The organism is Arthrobacter sp. TMP15 (assembly GCF_039529835.1).
Classification (GTDB): Bacteria; Actinomycetota; Actinomycetes; order Actinomycetales; family Micrococcaceae; genus Specibacter.
In genome coordinates, this window is sequence record NZ_CP154262.1 from 220,936 (window position 1) to 245,120 (window position 24,185).

The following is a 24,185-nucleotide window of genomic DNA, read 5'->3' on the forward strand; positions in this document are numbered from 1 at the left end:
TCATGTAAAGGCCCGGGCCGTAACCGGGGGAGTGGGCTGAGCGAAACTAATCCACAGCGAGGCTGTTGGGCCACCTTGGGTTCGAAGCTATTGTCCTAGCTGTGTGTGGCTTTCATGGCTGCCTCTACGCCCATGAAAAGCGGTGAGTGCTCGTGGCGATATTCCGGGGATACAAGGTGCGTTCTTCATATTTCCTAGTGGGATCCGTGGCCTGATTCTAGTTATGGATGGTGATGGCGGTCACTTTGTAAGGACTGCTAACATACAACCAGCGCGTTAATGATGACGACTCGAATGGAGGACTTGAACGGTGGCGGTTTTCCCTTTGGCCCATACAACGGTGGACACAGTCCCTGCATTGCTGGAGCTCCTTTCCCAGAAGGGGTTTACCTTGGCTCCCCATGTTGCATCGGCCTTGTTCACGGATTTGTCCTCCGACATTGACGCGGTGCTTGAAGTGGCAGGATTCCTCACCCCTTCCCAACTCTCGGGGCACTGCGCGCTCCCTGACCCTTTGCCTTTGCTGCCGGGTCTTCTGGCACGTGTAGGAGCCGTCGGTGGAGAACTCGACGCCGAAGAGCGAGCTGGTCTGCTGGCTGCAGCAATCTGCGTTGAGGATCGGACCGAAGTACTGCTGGAGCAACAGCAGGTCACCATGAACGAACTCATAGCCACCCGTTTGGGCACCCACCTGCTCTTCGTAGCAGGACACTTTTCCTTTGTTGATCCACGCATGCGCGTATGGGTCCACGGGTCAGCTACATTGGCTGAGCGGACAACGGAACATGTTCAAATGCAGCGCGCCTATACCGCCCTGGGTGACACGGATAAGGCCACTTGGCACGAGTCCTTGGCAACCCTTGAGGGTGATAACTTGCTTGTCCCGGCTCTGCTTAGGCTCTCACGCAAAGCGAATGCTGCCGACAACGCCGTCTGGGCACATGCCATTGCTCGCGAAGCTTCCAGCCATGCTCTTGGTGCAGAATTTTTTGAATCGCAGCTGTGTGCTGGCGTGGCCGCACTCAACCTTGGGTTAGTGGAAGATGCAGCCAATTGGCTTGGCGGGGCAATGTCTTCCCCGGATGTGTTGGTGGCTGCACGGGCGCTGCCGCCGTTTGTTCATGCCGAGTCACTCCTGGCAGGGGAGGTACCTATTGTGGCTCTGGCCCGCCATAGTGATTCCTTTCTCAAAAGAGCAGAGGCGCTGGAAGCCGCGGACTCCGCCACGGTTGCCCGCCAAGTTGCCAAGGCCACGGGTCTGGCAGCTGGCCTGTGTGCGGCACGGGGCACGCATGAAGAAGCCGCACGGCTACTCGATGAGGCAGAACGGCTTGCGGAAGAACATAACGTTGACGGGTTGCCGCTATGCGCAGCGCGACTCTGGTGTGCCACCTTCGGAGGTCCCGCCGTCGAGCCTGAATATGCCTGCCGGTGTCGCCAATGCCTGGATGGGTTGCCTGATTTTTCGGATGCACGCGTTGTTATGGACGCGTTAACGCTTGGACTTGATGATGATGCCTACGCCGGTCTGCGCTTACTACACGACGGTCCAGAATCCGGACGGTCTGTGAGCGGTGGCAACCGAGGCAGTGAGGTCCGGTGGGCGCCAACTCCATTGGGATTGGCATACGGGGCAGTAGTCGCAGCACTACTTCAGCTTTGGCTCGGCGATGTTTCCAGAGCGGCCGCCGAACTGAGACGAGCAGCAGTTTCGGTGCCCGTGGGTCTGCCTTTCTTTGGCCTGGGCGTCATTGTAGCCCGCCGCCTTGACGTGCTGACAACAGGCGAGGTGGGTACCTTGGCGCACGCCATGGAAGCAAGCTATCCAGCCGCCAGCTCAGCATTCATCCGCACCGGAGACCTCATGGACAGGACGTTGAGCGCTTACCTGGATGGCCGGGTCGAAGAGGCCTCCACGTTGGGCAGGCTGGCAGCGCAGCGGGCGTTGCGGGGCGCAGCGTCGCCACTGTATGTCCCCGGCTTTGATGAGATGGCACCGCGGGGAAGTGCCACCGCTGATGAGCAGGGGCAAACGCACAATGGTGGAGTTGCCCCCGGACCACGAATGCCGTCAGGGCACCGTCGAGCAAGCTCCGCCCGCGTGGCCCTTTGTTCCACCGATAACTCCCGGTTTGCCAAGGATTATGAGTATGCCGAGGGTGTTAGCGTGATGTTGCGCTCGCATTACGAACGAGCCCGCACCGAGTTCGTTATTGGTCGGGCATGCCTGTTGCACAGCACTGTTGCCATGGCCCGGGAACATCTTGTTGTGGCCGCTGACCTCTTCCGGGAAGTGGGTGCCATGGCGTGGCTGCGTTGCGTGGAAAATACGCTAAGCAGTCTGCCACCGCCTGATGGTCACCTCGCTGCCCGTGTAATGGGGCCGGGGGTAGCTACTGAAAAGGAAACCAGTGATGAGGACGCTGGGCCGCGGAAAGCGATGAGCTCCACGACGGCGCAGGATCAGCTCCATAGGCGGCCGGGGAACTTTGCGGCACCCGCCAAAGCCTTGAAAGAGTACGACGACGGTCCTCTGCAACGCTGTCGGCAAGAGTGGGGCGAGGTGTTGACTGAGCGGGAGCTTGAGGTGGCCATGCTCGTTGTTGACGGTGCCCCAAACCGGCAGGTAGCGGCACAGCTACATGTTTCTGTGCGCACGGTAGAGGTCCACTTGGGCCATGTGTTCACCAAACTCGATGTGCGTTCACGGGTGGAGTTAAGCGTGTTGGCGCACCGCATGGGTAGCGAATGGCACCAGGTCGATACGTAGTCGCACCTATGCGTGGTTGTGCTGATGTGCGGTGACCCTAGCCATGGATAACCTTGGGCCAGCAAGCGTAGGAGCTTACTTCCTGCGCTGCAGCGGTCTCATTCGCACAGCAGAACAGGAAATCCATGCAGACACCAACATTGCCGGGATGGCGGCATCGTAGTGCCGCCATCGTGACGGGGTTCGCCCTTGTTGCCTCGATCGGCATAACGACGCAGATGGCTCACGCCGCACCGTCTCAAACATCGACAACAAAGGCGTGCGCCCCCGCTTGGGCTCCGTCCAGCGTTTATACGGGGAGCACGGTTGTTTCCCATCAGAACGTGAACTACTCCGCCAAGTGGTGGACTCAAAACAACGTGCCGGGCGCTGATCCATGGGGGCCGTGGACCAGTCAAGGGGCATGCGGGGCGGGGACGGATCCGACGCCGACTCCCACTGCCACCTCAACCTCCACTCCCACTGCGGTTCCGACCGCAACACCAACCGCAACCCCAACGGCTACCCCAACCCCGACAACGCCGCCCACTGACGCTCCTGGAACTCCATGGACGTCTAACCCGGATGAGAAATGCCGGCCCGACGGCCTGTACCAGACCCCCGGTGTTGATGTTCCCTATTGCTCCGTATATGACGAAACGGGCAGGGAACTTCTTCCTAATGGTCTGGAACAGCGCGTGATCGGCTATTTCACCAGCTGGCGCACCGGTGAGAACGGCGCCCCGCGCTACCTCGCCAGTGATATCCCGTGGAAGAAACTCAGCCACATCAACTACGCTTTTGCGCACATTGACGGCAACAATAAAGTTTCCGTCGGTGCAGAGGCGCCCGGTAATGCGGCCACTGACCTGACCTGGCCCGGCGTTGCTGGGGCCGAGCTGGACCCATCGTTGCCCTACAAGGGGCACTTGAACCTGCTGAAGAAGTTCAAGAAGGAAAACCCTGGAGTGAAGACTCTTGTTTCGGTTGGTGGTTGGGCGGAGACCGGTGGTTACTTCGCTGCTGATGGCACTCGTGTGGGGGATGGCGGCTTCTATACGTTGACAGAATCCCAGGCCAAGATCGATACCTTCTCCGATTCAGCCGTGGAATTTATCCGTAAGTATGGCTTTAGCGGTGTTGATATCGATTACGAATATGCCACCAGCAACTCTAAGGCGGGTAACCCGGATGACTTCGCCATCTCTGAGCCTCGCCGTGCCGTGCTCTTTGAGAACTACATGAAACTGATGAAGACCCTGCGCGAAAAACTGGACAAAGCCAGTGTTGCTGATGGCACGTACTACCAGCTCACAGTTGCCGCTCCAGCATCGGGCTGGCTACTGCGTGGCATGGAAGCGCATCAGGTGGTCAAATACCTGGACTTCGTTAACATGATGAGCTATGACTTGCACGGTGCATGGAATAACTACGTAGGCGGCAACGCAGCGCTCTTCGACGATGGAAAGGACCCGGAACTCGCAGCTGGAGGCGTGTACAACGCCTACAAGGGGGTTGGCTACTTGAACTCTGACTGGGCGTACCACTACTTCCGTGGCGCAATGCCGGCCGGTCGCATCAACCTGGGCGTACCGTTCTACACTCGCGGCTGGACAAACGTAAAGGGCGGAACCAATGGCCTTTACGGTAGCTCCGTGCTGGCCGACCAGAACAAGTGTGCTCCCGGAACCGGCCCTAAAGCCGGTGGAAACTCCAAATGTGGTGACGGTGCCGGCGGCATCGACAACCTGTGGCATGACAGCGACCCAATGGGCGGCGAATTGGCCGCAGGGGCTAACCCAATATGGCATGTGCTGAACCTGCAAAAGGGTGTTGTAGGCGACTACGCTGCTTCATATGGTTCACCAACGGGTGCGCTTAAGGGCACCTATACACGCCATTTTGATAACGTCACCAAAAACGAGTGGTGGTGGAATGACACCACCAAGACGTTCCTTACCGGAGACGCCGACCAAGCCATCCAAGCCAAGGCCGACTATGTGGCAGACAAAGGTCTTGGCGGGGTCATGATTTGGGAGCTTGCAGGCGACTACGAGTACAACGCCAGCAAAGGCCAGTACGAGATGGGGTCCACGCTCGTGGACAAGATCCACTCCACCTTGTCAAATTCCAAGCCCTACGGCGCAACCAAGGCAAACGTGAAGATGCCCACCAAGGCCATTGATCTTGGTGTTGAACTGAAAAACTTCGCCTTGGGTGACAATAATTACCCCATCAACCCGGAAGTGCACTTCACAAACAACTCCAAAACCGCCATACCGGCCGGTGCAACAATCACGTTCGACAGTGCAACAAGCGACACCGGTGAGATGAAAGAACAAAGTGGGTGGTCCATCACCAAGGTATTCAGCGACCACTCCGGCAACAATGTTGGAGGGCTCAAAGGCGATTTCCACACCTACACGATCAAGGTGCCATCCGGAGGTATTGCGGCTGGCGCAACTGTCAGCACCAAGCTGGCATGGACGCTGCCCACTGCAATGATCTCCAACTTCCGGGTCAGCATTGGTTCGGAAACGTACGCCATCTTGGCTGACTACCCTCGTGGCGTCAGTGTTGTGGAGCCTTCCGCAGGCACCGGCGGCGGTAACGGCGCGGGACCAGTTGAAAGCTGCAACGGAGCCGGTGCCTGGTCCGCTGCGGCCGTTTACACCGGCGGGGACGTTGTTAGCCACGGCGGTTCCAGTTACAAGGCCAAGTGGTGGAACCAGGGCGAAGTCCCGGGTTCCGGTGCGGCCAACGCCTGGGGTTCTCCTATCCTGTGCGGTAAGTGAGCCGAGCTCCGCGGGCTGGAGCGGCAATCGCAACGTAATTAAGGCGATGCAAGCAACATGAAGTGGCGGGGTTCTTTGGAATCCCGCCACTTTTGCGTTTATTACGTGATGGTGCAGGCAAACACGGACCGAGCTGAAACGGATATGAGGGTTCCAGAAACCAACACTCACAAGAACCTAGGTATCAATACCTAGGTGACTATCAGCTGGGGAAAGTATGTGGAAGATGCTGATGTGACTTGGGACACGGAAGAATAGCGTTGTTCCCGGACGACGGTGCGATCAGCGCACCTCACTGTTCAAGGGATTACGAATGTCAGAAAAAATCAATCGGCGCAAGCGCCTCACGAAGGTGTGGGCTGCTGTGGCTGCGGGCACCATGGTTGCTGGATTGGCAGGTGGTGTGGGTGCCCTCGGGGCAAATGCCGCACCTGTCGACACAGGTGCAGATGCTCCGCTCACCTCAACTGTCAACGGTTACCGCAATGTTGGATATTTTGCGCAGTGGGGGGTGTACGGGCGTGCGTTCCAAGCAAAGCAGCTCGACGTTTCCGGAACTGCGAAAGATCTCACCCACATCAACTACTCCTTCGGTAACATCAACAACCAGTCATTGACCTGTTTCATGGCAAATAAGGCGCAGGGGACTGGTCCCAACGGTTCCGACGGTGCAGGCGATGCTTGGGCCGACTTTGGTATGGGCTACGCGGCAGATAAGTCTGTCTCTGGCAAGGCCGATACCTGGGACCAGCCGTTGGCAGGTTCTTTCAATCAGCTCAAACAGCTCAAAGCCAAGAACCCGAAGCTGAAGGTCATGATCTCCCTGGGTGGCTGGACCTGGTCCAAGAACTTCTCGAAGGCAGCAGCCACCGAGCAGTCCCGCCAGAAACTGGTCTCTAGCTGTATTGATCTGTACATCAAGGGCAACCTGCCAAACTTCGAAGGACGTGGCGGCCCTGGTGCGGCTGCGGGGATCTTTGATGGCATTGATATTGACTGGGAATGGCCGGGTACCAACTCCGGTCTAGAAGGCAACGGTGTAGACACAGTCAATGACCGTGCAAACTTCAAGGCCCTGCTGGCCGAGTTCCGTAAGCAACTCGACGCGTACGGCACCACAAATGGCAAGAAGTATGTCCTGAGTGCCTTCCTGCCGGCCAACCCCGAGGACATTGATGCAGGCGGCTGGAATGATCCGGCCAACTTCAAGTCCTTGGACTTTGGCAATATCCAGGGCTATGACCTGCATGGTGCGTGGAACCCCACGCTCACCGGTCACCAGGCCAACCTCTACGACGACCCCGCGGATCCTCGTGAGCCGAACAAAAAATTCAGTGCCGACAAGGCAGTGAAGAAGTACCTTGAAGCTGGCATTGATCCCAAGCAGCTGGGCCTGGGCTTGGCAGCGTACGGCCGCGGCTGGACCGGGGCCACGAGCGTTGCCCCATGGGGTCCGGCCACCGATGGCGCTCCGGGCACGTACGAAAAGGCAAATGAGGATTACGACAAGCTAAAGACACTTGGTACGGATCACTACGACGCCGCAACCGGCTCTGCATGGCGCTATGACGGCACACAGTGGTGGAGCTATGACAACATTGCCACCACTAAACAAAAAACTGACTACATTGTCAGTAAGGGTCTTGGTGGCGGAATGTGGTGGGAGCTCTCAGGTGACCGCAATGGTGAACTGATTGGCGCCATGTCTGATAAGTTCCGGGCAGCAGCACCGGGGCCGGTCACCGAGACGGCCCCTCCAGGCACCACCGGTCCCACGCCCACTCCTAGCGCAACGCCTACTCCGAGTCCCACTGATCCTCCCGTTCCGGGGGAATGTACAGCAACGCCTTGGTCCGCATCCGCTGTGTATAACGGTGGTGAGAAGGTCAGCCATAAGGGAGTTGAGTACAAAGCCAAGTGGTGGACACAAGGTGGTGTACCGGGTGCCGACGGTGCGTGGCAGAAGGTAGCCAATTGCGCAGGAGTTCCCACAGACCCGACGCCTACGCCGACACCCACCCCGACCACCGCTCCGACGGTTGCCCCCACAACACCGCCAGCCAATTCGAACTGTGGCGAGGTGTGGAACGCAACTGCGACCTATGTTGGCGGTACCAAGGTTTCCCTTGACGGCTCCAGCTACAAGGCGAAGTGGTGGACGGTTGGTGAGAAGCCCGGTACTTCACAGTGGGGTGCCTGGGAAAATGTAGGGGCCTGTAAATAAGGGCAAGTTCCCTTCACGTATAAAAGCTCGGGTTCTCAAAATCCTGAGTTCACACAGGAAAGTCCCGTCCAGCCGATCTCCACGGCTTGGCGGGACTTTCCTGCATTGCAGCAGAACTACGCGATCTCGGCCTCGGCGTTACTGTCATCATCGGGCAACGATTCCACGACCAAGGTGCTTGCCCGGCGCCTGCCTTGACGGTCAAGGACAAGAGCCACGATGGCCCCCAATCCGGCACCCGGCAGCACCATGAGCACGGCAAACAGACCAAAGACGCTGGAAGCTGCGAACTCTCCATCTGCTGGCAGTGAGAACGTGAAAATTGCGGCAGTTACAACACCGGCCAAGGCTCCTGCTATCAGGAACGGGACATACTTGGGGGCCCGGCGCACAGTGAGCTTGCGCGGCTCCCCTGCGGTGGTTTCAGGGTGAGAGGTCATGAATCAAGGGTACCGCCCCAACATGAGAGCAGTTTAAGCGTGTGGGAAGGGTTCGCTAAAAGGGTAGTTCTGCAGATAAGTCCGCACGCAAGCCTGAGGCTGCCACCAGTCCGCGGCCGACGGCGTCAGCCCAGCTGGTTCCGCCGCTCACCAGCGCCAGCCAGGTTCCGGCGTCGCACTCCACCACATTTGGCGGGGTGCCACGGGTGTGCCTGGGCCCGGCGATGCATTGGGTGACACCAAAGGGAGGTACCCGCACCTCGACCGAGTTGCCCGGCGCGCGAGCGGCCAATTCCTCTAGGGTGTAGCGCACTGCCATGGCCGTGACGGGGCGCGAACTCTCCCCGTTGAGCCAGGCTGACAGTGCCGCCTGGCCCTCGAGAATGTCTATGCGACGCCGTGCACTCATGTGTGATTCTCCCTGAGTTAATTTTTTTTGATGCTCGACGGCGGTGGCCCAGGCTGGTCCATCTGACCCGGTATGCGAGCGGGGTAGTTAATCCTGAAGGGTTAATCCAGAAGGGCCAAGACTGCTTGACCCAAGCGCAGGCTCCCGGCCGGGCCGTCTCCACCCATGACGGGAGGGACAACTTTTGCCAGGACGGTAGCCGCAGCAGGGATGTCGATGGCACCTGTTGCCGCCAGCAATGTCAGCCCTACAAGAGTTGCGGCCCGGCCATTGCCGTCAAGAATTTTTACTGCCACGCTGGCACCTGTGGGTGTGGCCATGGCCAGAACGCCCTCGGCACCCAGTTTGGCCAGAATACCCAGATCTTCCATAACCACGGTATTGGGCTTGCCATGACCTTGCACTGCCCATGGATAATCAAGCATTGAGGTGGCGATCGTGGCGGCGCGAGCATTGGCATTTTTATCCGATGGCGCCTTCGCAAGTGTGCTGAAGGCGCGGGCCAAACCTGTGAGCGTCACCGCCATGACGGGTGCCCCGCAACCGTCAACGCCTGTGTGGAGCACTGGTTCTTGGGTATATTCCTCCAGAACTGTTCGCACGGCCCTCTGCATTGGGTGGTTGGGTTCCAAGTATCCGGAAAGGTCCCACCCGTTTTCAACACAGGCCCAAAGAAAAGCTGCGTGTTTACCTGAGCAGTTCATGGCCAGCTTGGACTTGGCCCGATCCGTACGCACCATCCAGGCTCGGGCGGCTCCGTCAGAGGGCCAGTCTGAGGGGCAGCGCAAATGGTTTTCGCTGAGTCCGGCGTTCTTGAGCATCCCGGACACCACATCCATGTGATCAAGGGAGCCGGTGTGGCTGCCGGCTGCGATAGCCACCTGGACACCTCGCAGCGGCACTCCTGCCTGCATCGCGGCAAGAGCTTGAAATGGTTTGGTGGCCGAGCGCGGATAGATGGGAGCTGCAATATTGCCTAGCGCCGTTACAACCGAACCGTCTGCTGCTACAACAACGGCGGAGCCAACGTGAGCAGATTCAACAAAACCACTGCGTTCCAGGACGGCGAGTTCAACGGCGTCGTGCGCCCTGAAGGTATGGATCATGGTGTCATCTTAGCGAGTGTTGGAAGCTAATACTTGTTAGTAAGGGGTGGCAAGTCCGGCAGATTCTTTAATTACCAGGGGTACCTCACCGGCAGGTTTATCGGCGCTCGCGGCTATGGATACGGCGTCGAGTTTCTCGGCAGCAACGAAGATGGTCAGGGTTCCAGTGCGGCCATCGGGGACGATCTTGTGAATGGCTGCGCCCTGACCCTCAGGGAGTTTTGCTTGCCAGGCCGAGACTGCCTGCAGGGCAGCCTCAAGTTGGGCGGCGTCAATGCTGACGATTTTTGGAACTGCACCGGCTTCTTTCACAATTTCTGCTGCAGACTCTGTGGTGACGGCAATATGAAGTTTGTTCTCCTCGATCCAGGAATCCGAGTAAGCAGCACCCAGTTTGGTGCGCAAGGTGTCGTTGAGTAGCAGCAAGGCGCTGGAATCGGTGCTGGCGGTTGATTCTGCGGACGGTGCTTTTTCAGGGCCATCTACTGGTCCACATGCGCTCATAACGAGACCTCCTGTCAAGGTGGCAACCAAGACCACTGCTGCCATTTTTCTGTTAGTCATTGGTGCCTCCTGGGCTTCTTGAAATTGTGCCGCTGGTGGGGGCCCGCTGTTTGAGCAGCGGGGATAAAACGGTGGGTATAAAGCAGTGGGTCCCATTCATTGTTGAATGGGACCCACTGCTTATGGTGTTGCAGCAAACTTTTTACAGTTTAGCGGTTTTCGCTGCTAGTTCATTGAGTTGCGGCGGCGGAAGAGCAAGAACGCAATTCCGCCGATCATGAGTACTCCACCGGCTGCCCCGAGGAGCATGACCGGGTTGGATACACCTGTGTTGGCCAGATCGTTCTCGTTAGGTGCGGGTGCAGGTGTTGCTGACGGTGCCGGGTCTGTGGTGGGTGCCGGCACAACCGGTGCAGGCTCCGTGGTGGGGGCCGGTGCCGGAGCTTCGGAAACACTGAATGCGGAAGTCCCTGGCAATGAGTCGATGCCATCAACGCTCTGCACTACAGAGACGCTGTATTGGCCGGTTCTGAGCTTCTCACCCAGCGATACGTTCCAAGTGGTGCCGGATACGGTGGCCTTTAGCTGCACGCCGTTGATATCCACAGAAACCGTTGCACCTGCAATGTTGGTGCCGGAGAGAACCGACGGACCTTGATCGTAGGCGAACTTCTGGCCGTCAGTAGGCGAGGTTACTGCTGGGGCCGCCGGGAGTACGTTGAACTTGTTTGTGACAGTCTTGGAATCGTTCCAGTTGTCCAGAGTTTGCTTGGCGGTGACCGCGTAGTTGCCAACTTTCAGGGCAGGGGAAACGGTGAAGGACCAAGTGCCGTCTGTACCAACTTCAGCGTTGCCGCTAACGTCGCCGGTCAGCTCGATGGTTGCTCCAGCCTTACCCGTGCCTGTGATGGTAGTAACCGGAGCAGCGACTTCACTGTCCTGTGCAGGTGCCGTGATTGCCGGAACGGCAAGGGTCTCCTTGATGACCTCAATGGAAGCCTCGGTGGTCTCTGACGTGCTGTAACCATTCTTGGTTGCGGCAGTCACGTCAAAGGTGCCGAACTTGTTGGGAGCTGCTGCAGTCCACTTACCTTCGCTGTCAACGGCAACTTCGGTAGTTGTACCGTCAATTTTGACAGCAACTTTGGTACCAGCAGGGGCGCCAGCAACGGAGCCGGTGATGGCGCCCTTGCGGTAAACGGGCGCCGTGGTGGTGACCTTGGGTGCGTTCAGGAAGATCTTCACTGTGTAGCCGTCAGTTGCGGCCAGGGCGTCCTTGATGCTGACGCCGTAAACGACCTTACCGTCTTTGCTACCGGCGCTGATCATGCCCACTGCTGTCGTGTCGGAAATGATGGCTCCACCGGAGTCACCTGGTGCGGATTTAAGATTCTTTGAGGAGAAACCGCGGACGGCGCGGACGTCGTCCGCTTCACCGCTGCCGCCGCCAACGAGGAAGATTGCCTTTGCCTCGACGGTTCCGCAGCTCCAGCCTGTAGTGCGGCCCGACTTGCAAATTTTGGCACCGGGGATGGCCTCGGAAACGCCTGTTACCTTCGGGCCGGAGGCCTTGGGGTCAGCGGGAGTTGTCCAGTCGGTGACCTTGGCCAGCTGGTTCAGCTCGGTGTCGATGCCGTCGATGACCGCAATATCCGTGCCGATGTTCCCCGGATTGGGAGTGTCAACGTTTGTTGCGCGCGAGTTGCCAGGTCCGCCGAACTGTGAAAAGCCAAAAGTTCCCAGAGGACCGGTGGTTATAAATCCGGGACCGCCCGCCGTTACTTCCTCTTCCGAGTCGGTAAGCTCCGTCTTGGTGGCGGCACCATCGTTCGCGCAGTGGCCGGCCGTGATTACAGCAGGATCGCCTGCCGCACTAAAACCGTTCCAGCCAATCGAGCAGGTGTAGTTGTTGTTGTCAAGCGTATAGCCCTGGCCGTTTGTGACGTCCGTAGCGAAGGCGGCTGCCGGGCCAGCAACGTTTTCACGGTCAATCGTGACATTCCCGCCGACAGTGGCCTTGAACTCCTCGTCCGTCTGCTTGGTCTCGGGGGCGGCGGAGCGGCTTTGGGCGCTGGAAGTTGCTGGGGCGGCCGCAGCTGGCTCACCGGTGCGGATAGTGAAGTTGCCCGCGGCGTCAACCGTGACCGCCTCAAGTTTCTGGACGCCATACTCGGCCACATATGCGGCGAATAGCGATTCAACGTCGGTTGCAGCCGAGGACTGGACCTCTGCCGTGATCGGGGCCGGTGCCAGCGCGGTTGAGGGTGCTGCATAGGCGGCGCTCGCCGTCAGTGAGCTGCCAATCAAAATCGCGGCTGCGGCGCAGGCCGCACCGCCGCGGCTGAAAAAGGCGCGTTTGGATGCTTGCATGTAGAGGTTCCCCCTGAAGGAATTAAAAGGTGTTCGGTGATGATGCCAAAGTCACCGGGCCTGATGTGGGCGAGAAAGCACCCGTGCCTGGTGCGTGTAAAAAAAGTAGGCAGTCCAAAAATAAAGCTATCAAGTGGAATAAGGCGATGCAACATGTGTGTGATAGTTTCGACACATTTTGACTCGCAGCCCAGCTTTGGCGCAGATGGCAGAACTCACCAGTGACGTTTGCGCGTGAGTGTGTGGCCAGAGGTGACTCATAACGCTGCCGCGCGCAACTCGAAGACAACCCGGTAGATAAGCCCGTTGGTAACTGTGCCCCGCTGGACCAGCGTCATTTTGCGGCCTCAACGCTGAAGCCAAGTACCCTAGGATCGTGAAGGTTTTAGTCATTGGCCCCGGAGGCCGCGAACACGCCATTGTCCGCTCGTTGCTCAGCGACCCCAACGTCAGCGAGGTCCATGCTGCACCAGGCAACGCCGGGATTGCTGCAATAGTTCCTACCCATCAGCTCGACACCTGCGATCCCGTCGCGGTTGCCGCTCTTGCTGTCAGGCTTGGAAGTGATTTGGTTGTTGTGGGGCCCGAGGCTCCGCTGGCTGCCGGAGTGGCCGATGCGGTGCGGGAAGCCGGAATTCTCGTATTTGGTCCCAGTAAGGAAGCGGCGCAGCTAGAAGCGTCCAAGGCTTTTGCAAAAAAGGTGATGGCAGAAGCTCAGGTGCCTACGGCAATGGCAATGGTTGCCGTCAACGCGGCGGAGGCCGCTGATGCCCTCGATACCTTTGGCGCCCCGTATGTGGTCAAAGATGATGGATTGGCCGCAGGTAAGGGCGTTGTTGTCACCAATGATCGCGCCGAGGCCCTGGCTCATGCGAAGTCCTGCTTCACCGTGGGTGGGACGGTTGTCATTGAGGAATTTCTTGATGGTCCGGAGGTTTCCCTCTTTGTTCTTGCCGACGGACGCAGCGTAGTCCCGCTGGCTCCGGCCCAGGACTTCAAACGTATTTTTGACGGTGATGAGGGCCCGAACACCGGAGGTATGGGTGCTTACTCTCCGCTTGAGTGGGCGCCGGCAGGTCTTGTGCAGGAAGTTATTGATCGCGTGGCCCAGCCAACTATCGACGCTATGGCCCACCGCGGGACACCTTTCACGGGTGTTTTGTACTGCGGCTTGGCGCTGACCAGTCGGGGAACCCGCGTTATCGAATTTAACGCCCGCTTTGGCGACCCTGAGACGCAGGCAGTGTTAGCCCGTTTAAAAACACCGCTCGGCGGGGTGCTGATGGCTGCTGCTAGGGGGCAGTTAGATGAGATCGAGGAACTGCGCTGGGCACCAGAGACCGCCGTCGCCGTGGTACTTGCCAGCGAAAACTATCCAGAGAACCCCCGCACAGGTGAGAAGATCCGCGGCTTGAAGAAGGCAAACAGGCTCGACGGCGTCCATGTTCTGCATGCGGGTACCGGTACTGACCAGGAGGAGAACACTGTCAGCACTGGCGGTCGCGTACTGGCAGTTGTCGGATTGGGCGTTGACCTGCAGGATGCTCGGGAGCGAGCGTATGCCGGCATAGAGCAGATATCCCTCGAAGGCGGACAGTATCGCACAGACATTGCGGCGAAGGCTGCCCGTGGCGAAATTACCGTGGCGGACCCCGCCACTCATGGATAAGGACCAAGGCGCACCATGAATTCAGCAATCCCGGCAGCACCACTTCTAGCTGGTTGGACACACGTATACTCGGGCAAAGTCCGTGAGCTGTATGTGCCAGCAGCGGGCCCCGAGCAGGACTCTGCTGGAGACTCTGTTAGCACTCCGTTCGCAGGTCGTGACGACGTTGTTCTAGTGGTCGCTAGCGATCGAATCAGCGCATTCGATCATATCTTAGCCACCGAAATCCCCGATAAGGGAAGAATTCTGACAGGGCTGAGCCTGTGGTGGTTTGAGCAGCTGAACGTGCCAAACCACCTGCTGGCAACCACTGTTGCCGATGGTGTGCCCGCCGAAGTGGCGGGCCGGGCAATGGTGTGCAAGAAACTTCAAATGTTCCCCATCGAGTGCATTTCCCGCGGCTATCTCACGGGTTCCGGGCTGCTTGAATACCGTGCCTCACAAACGGTCTGCAGCCTGCCACTGCCTGCTGGTCTGCTGGATGGTTCACGGTTGAAAGAAGCCATCTTCACCCCTTCAGCAAAGGCCGAAGTGGGTGAACACGATGAAAACATCTCCTTTGAAACCATGGTGGGCTCTGTTGGCGCTCCGGCTGCAGAAGCTTTGCGGAAGCTAACTTTGGAAATTTATTCACGTGCAGAGGAAGTGGCCCGGGAACGCGGCATCATCTTAGCTGACACGAAGGTTGAGTTCGGCACCGATCCTGCTAGCGGAGCCATCACCTTAGGCGATGAAGTGCTAACACCTGATTCCTCACGCTTCTGGGATGCCGAGCTGTGGGCTCCCGGTCAGGCTCAACCAAGCTTTGACAAACAATACGTGCGTGACTGGCTGGCTAGCCCGGAGTCAGGTTGGGACCGATCCTCAGACACTGAGCCCCCAGCACTCCCGGCAGAGGTTGTGGAGCGTACCCGTGCACGGTACATTGAAGCCTTTGAGCGGTTGACGGGCAGCACTTTTATTTAGCCGCACGCGCGAAGTGGTTTAGGTACGGTCGGTAGCAATCTGGGCGGCATGGTCCCGAGCCACGGCTGCACGATCAAGTGCGCCAGCCCGGACATACCTATCCTGAGCATCCCGATATGCACCAAGGGCCTCTTGGAGACGGCCCGATGCCTGCAAAACATTGCCCAATACCAAAGCGCTGTCCCCGGCAATGTGAGGAGCAAGCTCGGTCTTCTGCGCTTCAATGAGCCCCAAAAGTTCTAAAGCCTGGGGAAAGTCCCCGTTGAGATAATTCCAGCGGGCACGCAAAAGCAAGATTTCTAAGTTTTCAGCCGTCGTGGCACCAACTATTGAGTGGGCCAGCTCGCTGCGTTCAATGGCTTGCAGCGTGGCTGGTTCCACGACTCCTGCTGTTAGCCGCACCCAGGCTGTTGCTTTGTTGAACTGGGCCCAACGAGAAAGATCCACAGAAGGGGAAAGAAGGTGGCTCGCCTTGGCGTGATGTTTGAGTCCTGCGCGAGTGTCTTGACGAATGAACGCCACGTTGCCGATGACCCAATGAATTTCTCCCGCTATCTGCGCAGAGGTCTCCTCATTGACAGCTTCGGCAAGAGTTAGGGTATGTGTCCAGGCCTCGTCGAGGCGGCCGGACTCAGCAAGGGCGCCAACAAGTGTCTGTAGCGCCATCAGGTACGCGCTAAACTCTTCGGCACTATCGCCGGAGCCAATTTCAACAGCCTGGGTTGCGTGGATAATCGAGTCCTGCAAAGAACCTGCGTCAAGCATTGCCGCTGCCATGACTTGATGGGCGCGCAGCGAGAGAGCATCGTTTTCCCGGGTGAGGGAGTGCTCCAACAGTGATTGCAGGACTTCGCACGCGCCACTGTAGTCCCCATTTTGACGCAGCGAGTTAGCTGCCAAAAAGGTCATATCCCACCATGTGACTGGGTCTTTGCTGGCGCGTGCAAGGTTTGCGGCGTACTGGGCACTATTTGCCGCACCGACGTAATCACGGGTGTCCCAACTTTGCCGGGCACTAAGGGAAAGTCTGAGGTATTCGCTTTCTTCCGGGGAGGCGGTTTCTGCCCACTCCGCAACTGTGCAAGGTGTGAGTTGGAGTTGGCGTGCGAGCTCCCGGATGATGTCCGTTGTAGGCTCGCGGCGGGCGCTTTCAAGGAGTGAAATATAGCTCGCTGAATAAAGTTCGCCGCCAAGTTCGCCTTGAGTCAGGCTCCGAGATAAGCGTTCTTGTTTCAGCCGGTCACCAAAACTGCTGCCCACTCTATTGCTCCTTGCTTGGGTTTCACCACACTGTTGGCTCAACCCTAAGGCCAGATGAACCATGTCTAGCCTAAAACCTAACAGAATCTGTCAAAGAGGGTTGGGGAAGCACCTAGGGCTTTTCGGAGATCGAGACGCCGCCACACTTGGTCAGCCTGTACAGCTTGGCATGGCCCTCACTGGCCACCAAGGAAAAGGCCGCCGAATCTGGTGCCAGAGTCACACCCGGGTAGAGGGATCGGGGGTTATTAAACGCTGGAATATAGTCCGTGCCAAAATCAAGGAGGTATGTCACACCCAGCCGTTTTGCAGCCGCACAAACCTCTTGATCAGTACCGATGCGGTTGAGCCAAAACCGCAGCATGTACAAGTCCGGACTTAGATCGCCTTGGGAACTATAAGGAAAGAGCATTGTCCGCTCTGCCAGCGCCATGGCAAGAGCTGAGCCGTTATAAGGATTATTGGCAATCACATCATCCTTGGTGGTGTAGTTCCCGAGCCGGTGGATCAACGCAAGCTCCTGGGCATCCACCTGCGCCAGCCCGTTAGGACTCGCAGGGACGTTATACATAATGCCCACCTGCTCTTTCATCTGCCACAGTCCCGGGTTAGTGAAAGTCAGTACGACGACGAGCGCTGCCACCGCCGCCGTCTTGCCTTTGCGCTGCCACAGGGCCGAACCGGAAAAGATCTTTGGGAAACGGTGGCTAAACCAGCCAGAAAGCGTGACCATGCCAAGGGCCGCCAGTGGCACCGCCAGCAGGGGCATCAGCGCAGCAATTCGTTCCGGATTGTCCCACCAGGGAGCCATCGCGATGTTCGCCAGCACAAAGTTTGTGCCGGCTGATAGTGGATAAGTGAGAATTAGCAGCACCAAAGAGGCCGGCAACCAGCGCAATCCAGTGAGATGAAAACCGGCGCGCACACCTATGAGAACCAATGCGCTCAAGGCCAACGCCGGAAACCAGATGGGCGCCGGAGCGTGGGTGAAATTGCGGATCAGCGCCAGCGGGAAGGACAAAAACGCTGGGCTTGTGTAATTGAACAGACTACGAATTTGGGGAAGCGTATACAACGCGGCTAAAACGGCAGCTGTCACCATCACAAAGAAACCCAACCGCTTCCAGCCATGGAAGGAGCTGCGGCCAAAAGCGGTGCGTATCCAGGAATACAGCAAATAGCCCAACAGGGGTGTTAGCACCAGCAGGACGCTGAACACGCCGTTGGGCTGGGCTGTGATTGCACCAGGCAGGAACAGTGCCACGACAGCCAACGCTTGTGCAGGGTTCAGGCCCGAATGGACGGTGGGTCGCAGGATCAGCAACACCAACCCGATCCCCACAGGTACCAGTGCGTTGGACAGAGCATTTGGATAGGCGGAGCCGTACTGCACTAAAAGCCACGGGAAAGCAGGAAAAGCTGCGGCAAAAGCACCTGCGCAGACGAGCAGCATAGCTTTGCCGCCGAACAACACACGCGTGAGGAACACGCAACTTAGCGGCCATACAAAACCGGCCACTGCTAGCCACATGATGTTGGTGGCAGCGGGAATGCTGATGCCGGTGAGGATGGCAAGCAGACTGGTGAGACCGTGCCATGCGCCAGGGTAGAAGGCGGCTTTAACTGTGGGAAGAATGAAGCTTGAGAGGGCGAAGGAGGAGGCGTTGGATGTTTCCACGGCAAACGCTGTGGCGTTCAGGTGGAATACCGAGTCGTAGCCTTGGGTGAACTGTTCAGGATTTTGGGCAACCAAGACCAACAATGTCGTTGTCATTGCCAGTGCCAGCAAGACTCCCGCCAGCATTGGGAGGATGCTTGCCCTGAACTTTTCCTTGCGCAGGGGTAACGCAATTTTTAGGGCCGGGATGAAGTACCGTGCAGAAGCAGCTGTCGCGGCCGTAACTAGCGTCCCCAGTAGCACCACCGGGATGTGCCATGGCAGATGGATCAAGGGGGCAACTATGGCGCTGACAGCCACAATCGAAACAGATACTGCAGGGGCCAGACAAAAGGCCATCAAAGAGCGTACACGCAACGTTGCCAGCACAGCCGCGCCGGGCAGGGTGAGTATAAACAACGCCACAATGAAAGCTGGCAGCGCTTCAAACCATGAACTCACCCAAACATCCTGTCTTAGATTGTTGGGCCGGGTCAGGCCTTTTTGACCACACTGGATTTAAGTTTCATGGCGCCGAAGCCGTCGACCTTGGCGTCAATGTCATGCCCATTGACGGGGTCTATAAGGCGGATATTGCGAACTTTGGTACCAATTTTCAAATCTTGCGGGCTACCCTTAATCTTCATCGTTTTCACGATGCTCACAGTGTCGCCGTCGTTCAAGACATTTCCCACAGCGTCCTTAACTACCGCCTGAACCAACGCGTCGTGCGCCGCATCAGGTGCTTGGACCGGCACAAATTCATGTGCACATTCTGGGCAAACCAATAATTCGCCCATCTGGTAGGTGTATTCACAGGCGCAAACGGGGCACGGAGAAAGGGTCTCACTCATGGCCTCCATCTTAGCCGCATCCCCATTTTAGTCTTGGAGCCACCAGCCTGCACTAAAGCCCTGAGAAACGTACGGAATAAAAAACAGCGACATCCAATGGATGCCGCTGCTATTTAATCTGGTCGGGGTGACAGGATTTGAACCTGCGGCCTCGTCGTCCCGAACGACGCGCGCTACCAAGCTGCGCCACACCCCGATCCGTAGCTTTCACCTAACCTGCGAAGGTCTGAAAAAGCAACCACTCAAGACTAGCGGACAGGGGCCATGATCACGAAATCGTGGCGTGCCCCTGACTCGTAGATTACGAGGTATTAGGTCAAGGAAACACGTGAATACGAACTGACCAAACTGCCTGTTTCCTTAGGTTCTTAGGTTCCTAGCGTCGAGCCGTGAGAGTCAACACAACAGCTTCAGGCCTGCACGCGAAGCGGAAGGGGGCAGTGCGTGCGGTGCCTATCCCTGCGGAGACGTTCACCGGCGTCGTACGTCCATAGGCCTCCCAGTCATTGAGGCCCCGAGCTCGCCACGTAGGCAAGTCGCAATTACTGACAAGTGCCCCGTAGCCGGGAATGCAGACCTGGCCGCCATGGGTATGGCCAGCAAGGATCAAATCCGCGCCCTCTTGAGTGAAATGGTCAAGAACACGCTGATACGGGGCATGCGCCACAGCGATTTTCACGTGCGGGGCGGAATCTTGGTTGATTGAACCCTGCGGCCAACCGGCGTAACGCTCCCGGTTTAGATGTGGATCGTCAACGCCGCTGAAATCGAAGCGAATGCCGTTCATCGGAAGGGATTGGGCACGGTTTGTCAGATCGACCCAACCACCAAGCCCAAAGCCCGTGTGCAGTGCCTGCGTGTCCAGCGGGATGGGATGGTGCCTGGTCCCGGATGGGTGCTTAGAGGGACCTGTTAGATAGGAGAAAGGGTTTTTGAAACTAGGGGCAAAATAGTCGTTTGAGCCCGGTACAAAAACCCCCGGGAACTTCATTAGCGGACCGAGGGCATCCAAAAGCGGAGCAATCGCATCCGGGTGGCTAAGGTTATCGCCGGTGTTGACCACAAGATCCGGCTGCAACGAGGCCAACTCCCTGAGCCACCGGGTCTTCTTGTGCTGGCCCGGGGATAAGTGGATGTCAGAAAGATGCAGCACAGTAAAGGGCGCCGAACCGGGCGGGAGAATGGCCAAAGATTCTTCCCGGAGTGCAAACCAATGCCGTTCAATTAAGGCACCGTACGCCACAGCGCCGGCACCAGCGGCCAAGACAACCCCCGCCGCCGCACTGAATGTGGATAAGCGGGACGGGGCTGCGTACGTTCGTGACATCAGGGCGACGCTCTACTCTTTCTTGTCTTTATCGTCAGGTTTGTTATTGCCTTTATCGTCGCCGTCCTTGGGCTTGTCAGAATCCTTGGGCTTGGGCGGAATTATCACCGGCGCGTTGACCATGCTGGCTGGTGGGAGGTCAAAGCCATTGACATCAAAGAACCCCGCGATCTGGTTCATGTAACCCTGCCAGGCCTTCCCAGCGTAGGTTGCGCCGTCAACGTAGTCGATGCGCTGGTTGGCGATCAGTTTGCCGTTGTTGGATGCGTTCTTATCCTCCGGGCTACCCAGCCATGAGGCCGTGGCCAAACCGCGGGTGAAACCAATGGTCCACGTGTGTTGGGAGTCATTGGTTGTTCCCGTCTTGGCTGCTGCCGGGTACTGCAAGCCCAGCTGGTAGCCGGAGCCACGAACCAGGACCTCCTGGAGCACGTTGTTCACACCCGCAGCAACTTCTGGCTTGATCGATTGATTGCAGTTGGCGCTGGGCACGGGAAGTGGTTCATCTTTCGCATTTTTGATGGAAATCAACGCGATGGGGTCGCAGTGAATCCCACCTGCGGCGAAGGTGGCAAATGAGGCTGCCATGGTCAGGGGTGCAACCTCGCCACTACCCAGCAGGCTGCTGATGTAGTCAACGTTGTATGGCTTATTGGGGTCTTCTCCCAAGTGAATGCCGGTTGCCGTCATCATTTTCTGAATGTTACAGACATCCAGTTTGTCAGCGCTGGCGAACGTGGCAGTGTTTAGGGAGTTGTACAAGCCCTCCCGAGCCGTCACGGTCCGGTAATAGCCCTCAGTCGCGTTCTGGAGATCGTCGGCGGCTTCCGGATTACTGGAATCGTAGATACCTCCGGTTGCCCCACAGGAGTTATTCCATTGGTGGGAGGCCGGGTACCGGCGCACCGCGGCATTCACAGAGTCGTTGATCTTGTGCCCGGAGTTAAGCCATTCGGCAAAGGTGAATGGCTTAATGGTTGAGCCCACATCGAAACCACCGGAGCCACCGAGGGAATTGCCTTTGGTATCAACACGATCAACATTGAAGTTGTAGTCGGTCTTCCACTGTCCTTCCGGTGCTGCCAACTTGGTGTTTTGCGCCATTGCCAAAATCTTTCCACTGGCTGGCTGGACCGTCACCAGCGATTGACCAACTTTATCCGGGTTGTTATCCATTGGCGTGAAGTTTTGCAGTTGGGTTTGGGCCGCATCCTGCAGACCGGCATCCAGTGTGGTGGTGATGGTCAATCCACCCTGCAGCAGCAGTTTTTGCCGTGCTTCCACAGTTTTTCCGTAGCTAGGGTCGTTGACGAAAAGATGAGTGACGTACTCGCAGAAGTACTCTGCACGGACCGCCGTAGTGCAGCCCCGTTGATTGGGTTGGACATTGAGCCCAATGTCCGTGGCCACGGCCTCTTCGTGCTGCTTTTTATCAATTTTTCCCTGATCCAGCATATGATCCAAAACCATGTTTCGGCGTGAAATAGCGTTCTCGGGATTGACCAGAGGATCGTAATAACTGGGCCGGTTAACCACACCTGCAAGTAACGCAGCCTGAGGCAAGTTCAAGTCCTTGGCATGGGCACCAAAGTAGAAGTTGGACGCCGATTCAATGCCGTAGTTGTTGTTGGCAAAAAACACCCAGTTCAAATAACCCTGAAGAATCTCATCCTTGGAATATTTTTTGTCCACAGCAATGGCGAGCTTAATTTCGCGGACTTTGTCCCCGACTTTCTTGTCCCCACCTTGTTTGACCTTCTCCAGTTCACCGTTGGCCGCGAATGTCTGAATAATTACGTTGTTCACGTATTGCTGTGTGATGGTGGAGGCGCCTTGGCGGTCACCGCCTCTGGCCATGGCAGTTACAGCACGCATCAGGCCGCGAGTGTCGATGCCACCATGCTCGTAGTAGCGAGCGTCCTCAACGGCGACGATTGCATCCTTCATGAAGTCGGAGATGCTATCCAACCCCACCTCTGTCCGGTTTTGATCGTAGAAAGTGGCAAGTAACGAGCCGTCTGAGGCCAGAATCTTCGATGACAAGGCAGGAGTGCCGATGGCCATCTCATCGGGAAGGTCATCGAAGAATGTGATCGATGAGGACGCCGTGCCGCCTGCCAGGGCTACTGCCGGGACCATGAGTCCTGCCACAAGGACACCACAAATAGAGCTAATGCCCATGAAGGCGACCAGTTTGCCCAGAGTTGTGGCGGTATCGAAAATAGGGTGTTTTTTTGCTGCCATTTTCTCAGCTTAGCTGCAGGGGCTACGCTTTGAAGTATGACCAAATGGGAGTACTCTACGATTCCGCTGATTATCCATGCCACCAAGGCGATTCTTGACCAGTGGGGTGACGAGGGCTGGGAGCTGGTCCAAGTTGTTCCTGGCCCGGATGGCAAAGGCCTTGTTGCGTATTTGAAACGAGAGAAGGCTTAGTCTTGAATACCGCATCAGATCAAGGAACTTCACGTATTGAAGCGCGCATGGCGGAGCTTGGCTTAAGCCTTCCTGCCGTGGCCGCCCCGGTGGCGGCCTATGTGCCGGCCGTGGTCTCAGGCAAGCACGTTTATACCTCAGGCCAGCTGCCATTTATTGATGGCAAACTCACAGCTACCGGCAAGGTGGGCGCCGAGGTTTCCGCTGAGGACGCAAACTCCATGGCCGCAACTGCCGCTATCAACGCCATTGCGGCAGTTAAAAGTGTCATTGGTGACCTTGACCGTGTGATCCGGATCGTGAAAGTTGTGGGCTTTGTTGCCTCGGATCCGTCTTTCACCGGTCAGCCGGGTGTTGTTAACGGTGCCTCGGAACTGCTCGGTGAAATATTTGGCGAGGCAGGCGTGCACGCACGCTCCGCTGTTGGGGTTTCCGTTTTGCCATTGGATTCCCCCGTTGAGGTTGAGCTGATTGCCGAATTCCAGTAATAATCCTGCCGTCTTCAGACCCGGCGGTACGCGGTGCTTCCCGCTGAACAATGATCAGCGGGAAGCTGCGCAGGCTTGGGTTGAATTTGGTGCGCGCACCCCCAGTAAACCGCGGCAGGCGTCATCCGTGGTGTTGTTGAAGGACAGCCCAGCCGGGTTGAAAACGTTTTTGACGTACCGGCCCGGCGGATCACCGCTGGGCACAGTTGCTTTTCCCGGCGGCACCATTGATCCCGCGGACGACGACGTGACCGACTGGGTGGGTCCCTCGGCGCTTGCGTGGGCCAAAAGCATGGGCACTGTTGACAGTTCCCTGGCCAAACGTCACGTGGTGGCTGCTATCCGTGAACTGTTTGAAGAGACCGGTGTGTTGCTTGCCGGACCGGACGCGTCGTCTCTGGTGGAAAATATCTCTGGGGCAGACTGGATGCGCGCACGTGAGTCTATTGCGGCCCAGGAATCTACATTCTCCGCACTTCTGGAACGCTACGGCTTGGCCCTGCGTACCGATCTGCTCAAGCCGCTGAGCCACTGGATGAGCCCGGACTTCGCGCACCGACGATTCGACACACGATATTTTGCGGCAGCAAGGCCAGTGAATCAGGAACCATCGCTGCTCACAAGCAAGGGAGTATGGGGCCGATGGGCAAGTGCCGCAGAGATTCTTGGCGACCGTGCCACCGCCGCCCTGGGCGATGAAATAGGTGTGCCCGCCACGGCCGGACTGGCTCTGGGTGAACTTGTTGTCCCGGGCGTTGAAATAATTTTGGAAAAAATCGCTGCTGCCCGAGGCTGTATTGCCTACTTAAACCACAAACGCGCCATCAACGAGTACCAGCCGAAGCTTGTCACCGATACCGACGAGGATTTCAGCCTTGAAGTCTCGACGGCTCCAGCATCTGAAGGTGGCCCCTGCCGGGAACGGTAGGCA

The 24,185-nt window shown here is 57.6% G+C and carries 18 protein-coding genes and 1 tRNA gene; 8 read left to right on the plus strand and 11 right to left on the minus strand.

Annotated features, from left to right (window positions below):
* Positions 1-310 precede the first annotated feature (310 nt).
* From AAFM46_RS00960 to AAFM46_RS00970, 3 genes are all read left to right on the plus strand, one after another.
* The gene (locus tag AAFM46_RS00960; RefSeq protein WP_343319021.1) at positions 311-2,770 is read left to right on the plus strand and encodes a helix-turn-helix transcriptional regulator; all 2,460 of its coding nucleotides are present in this window, start codon (positions 311-313) and stop codon (positions 2,768-2,770) included.
* 125 nt (positions 2,771-2,895) lie between these two features.
* Positions 2,896-5,544, plus strand: a complete 2,649-nt coding sequence (locus AAFM46_RS00965) for a glycosyl hydrolase family 18 protein (protein ID WP_343319023.1) — start codon at positions 2,896-2,898, stop codon at positions 5,542-5,544.
* A gap of 313 nt (positions 5,545-5,857) precedes the next feature.
* Positions 5,858-7,768, plus strand: a complete 1,911-nt coding sequence (locus tag AAFM46_RS00970) for a glycosyl hydrolase family 18 protein (RefSeq protein WP_343319025.1) — start codon at positions 5,858-5,860, stop codon at positions 7,766-7,768.
* Between the two features lie 116 nt (positions 7,769-7,884).
* Here the strand turns inward: AAFM46_RS00970 and AAFM46_RS00975 are convergent, their stop codons facing one another.
* From AAFM46_RS00975 to AAFM46_RS00995, 5 genes are all read right to left on the minus strand, one after another.
* Positions 7,885-8,208: a hypothetical protein gene (locus AAFM46_RS00975; protein WP_283531216.1), complete on the minus strand. Its 324-nt coding sequence runs from the start codon at positions 8,206-8,208 to the stop codon at positions 7,885-7,887.
* Positions 8,209-8,263: 55 nt separating this feature from the next.
* Complete coding sequence (locus AAFM46_RS00980) at positions 8,264-8,617, minus strand: sterol carrier family protein (RefSeq protein WP_343319028.1); 354 nt, start codon at positions 8,615-8,617, stop codon at positions 8,264-8,266.
* Between the two features lie 101 nt (positions 8,618-8,718).
* Entirely contained in the window at positions 8,719-9,723 is a 1,005-nt protein-coding gene (locus tag AAFM46_RS00985; protein ID WP_283531218.1) for an asparaginase, read from the minus strand.
* Positions 9,724-9,759: 36 nt separating this feature from the next.
* Positions 9,760-10,287 (minus strand): hypothetical protein, encoded by a 528-nt coding sequence (locus AAFM46_RS00990; RefSeq protein ID WP_343319030.1) that lies wholly within the window; start codon positions 10,285-10,287, stop codon positions 9,760-9,762.
* 165 nt (positions 10,288-10,452) lie between these two features.
* On the minus strand, positions 10,453-12,597 hold the full coding sequence (locus tag AAFM46_RS00995) for an LPXTG cell wall anchor domain-containing protein (RefSeq protein WP_343319031.1): 2,145 nt from the start codon (positions 12,595-12,597) through the stop codon (positions 10,453-10,455).
* 376 nt (positions 12,598-12,973) lie between these two features.
* Between AAFM46_RS00995 and purD the strand changes: the two genes are divergently transcribed.
* Positions 12,974-14,266, plus strand: a complete 1,293-nt coding sequence (purD, locus tag AAFM46_RS01000) for a phosphoribosylamine--glycine ligase (protein ID WP_343319033.1) — start codon at positions 12,974-12,976, stop codon at positions 14,264-14,266.
* A gap of 15 nt (positions 14,267-14,281) precedes the next feature.
* Entirely contained in the window at positions 14,282-15,232 is a 951-nt protein-coding gene (locus AAFM46_RS01005; RefSeq protein ID WP_343319034.1) for a phosphoribosylaminoimidazolesuccinocarboxamide synthase, read from the plus strand.
* Between the two features lie 18 nt (positions 15,233-15,250).
* Here the strand turns inward: AAFM46_RS01005 and AAFM46_RS01010 are convergent, their stop codons facing one another.
* The 6 genes from AAFM46_RS01010 to AAFM46_RS01035 all read right to left on the minus strand — a co-directional run bounded on the left by AAFM46_RS01010 (position 15,251) and on the right by AAFM46_RS01035 (position 22,574).
* A complete protein-coding gene (locus AAFM46_RS01010; protein ID WP_343319036.1) occupies positions 15,251-16,492 on the minus strand; it encodes a helix-turn-helix transcriptional regulator in 1,242 nt (413 codons plus the stop codon).
* Between the two features lie 112 nt (positions 16,493-16,604).
* Positions 16,605-18,611, minus strand: coding sequence for a DUF6541 family protein (locus AAFM46_RS01015; protein WP_343319038.1), 2,007 nt, complete (start codon positions 18,609-18,611; stop codon positions 16,605-16,607).
* A 32-nt stretch (positions 18,612-18,643) separates the two neighbouring features.
* Positions 18,644-19,003 (minus strand): zinc ribbon domain-containing protein YjdM, encoded by a 360-nt coding sequence (locus AAFM46_RS01020; protein ID WP_283531225.1) that lies wholly within the window; start codon positions 19,001-19,003, stop codon positions 18,644-18,646.
* A 119-nt stretch (positions 19,004-19,122) separates the two neighbouring features.
* Positions 19,123-19,199 (minus strand) — tRNA-Pro (locus AAFM46_RS01025).
* Positions 19,200-19,379: 180 nt separating this feature from the next.
* Positions 19,380-20,330, minus strand: coding sequence for a metallophosphoesterase (locus AAFM46_RS01030; protein WP_283531226.1), 951 nt, complete (start codon positions 20,328-20,330; stop codon positions 19,380-19,382).
* 12 nt (positions 20,331-20,342) lie between these two features.
* A complete protein-coding gene (locus AAFM46_RS01035; protein ID WP_343319041.1) occupies positions 20,343-22,574 on the minus strand; it encodes a transglycosylase domain-containing protein in 2,232 nt (743 codons plus the stop codon).
* Between the two features lie 36 nt (positions 22,575-22,610).
* On the opposite strand from AAFM46_RS01035, the gene AAFM46_RS01040 reads away from it, so the two are divergent.
* From AAFM46_RS01040 to AAFM46_RS01050, 3 genes are read left to right on the plus strand one after another with little or no spacing between them, the layout of a single operon-like run.
* Positions 22,611-22,766: a hypothetical protein gene (locus tag AAFM46_RS01040; RefSeq protein ID WP_233913031.1), complete on the plus strand. Its 156-nt coding sequence runs from the start codon at positions 22,611-22,613 to the stop codon at positions 22,764-22,766.
* A gap of 47 nt (positions 22,767-22,813) precedes the next feature.
* Entirely contained in the window at positions 22,814-23,254 is a 441-nt protein-coding gene (locus AAFM46_RS01045; RefSeq protein ID WP_343320312.1) for a RidA family protein, read from the plus strand.
* 43 nt (positions 23,255-23,297) lie between these two features.
* On the plus strand, positions 23,298-24,182 hold the full coding sequence (locus AAFM46_RS01050; protein ID WP_283531434.1) for an NUDIX hydrolase: 885 nt from the start codon (positions 23,298-23,300) through the stop codon (positions 24,180-24,182).
* The last annotated feature ends 3 nt before the right edge of the window (positions 24,183-24,185 follow it).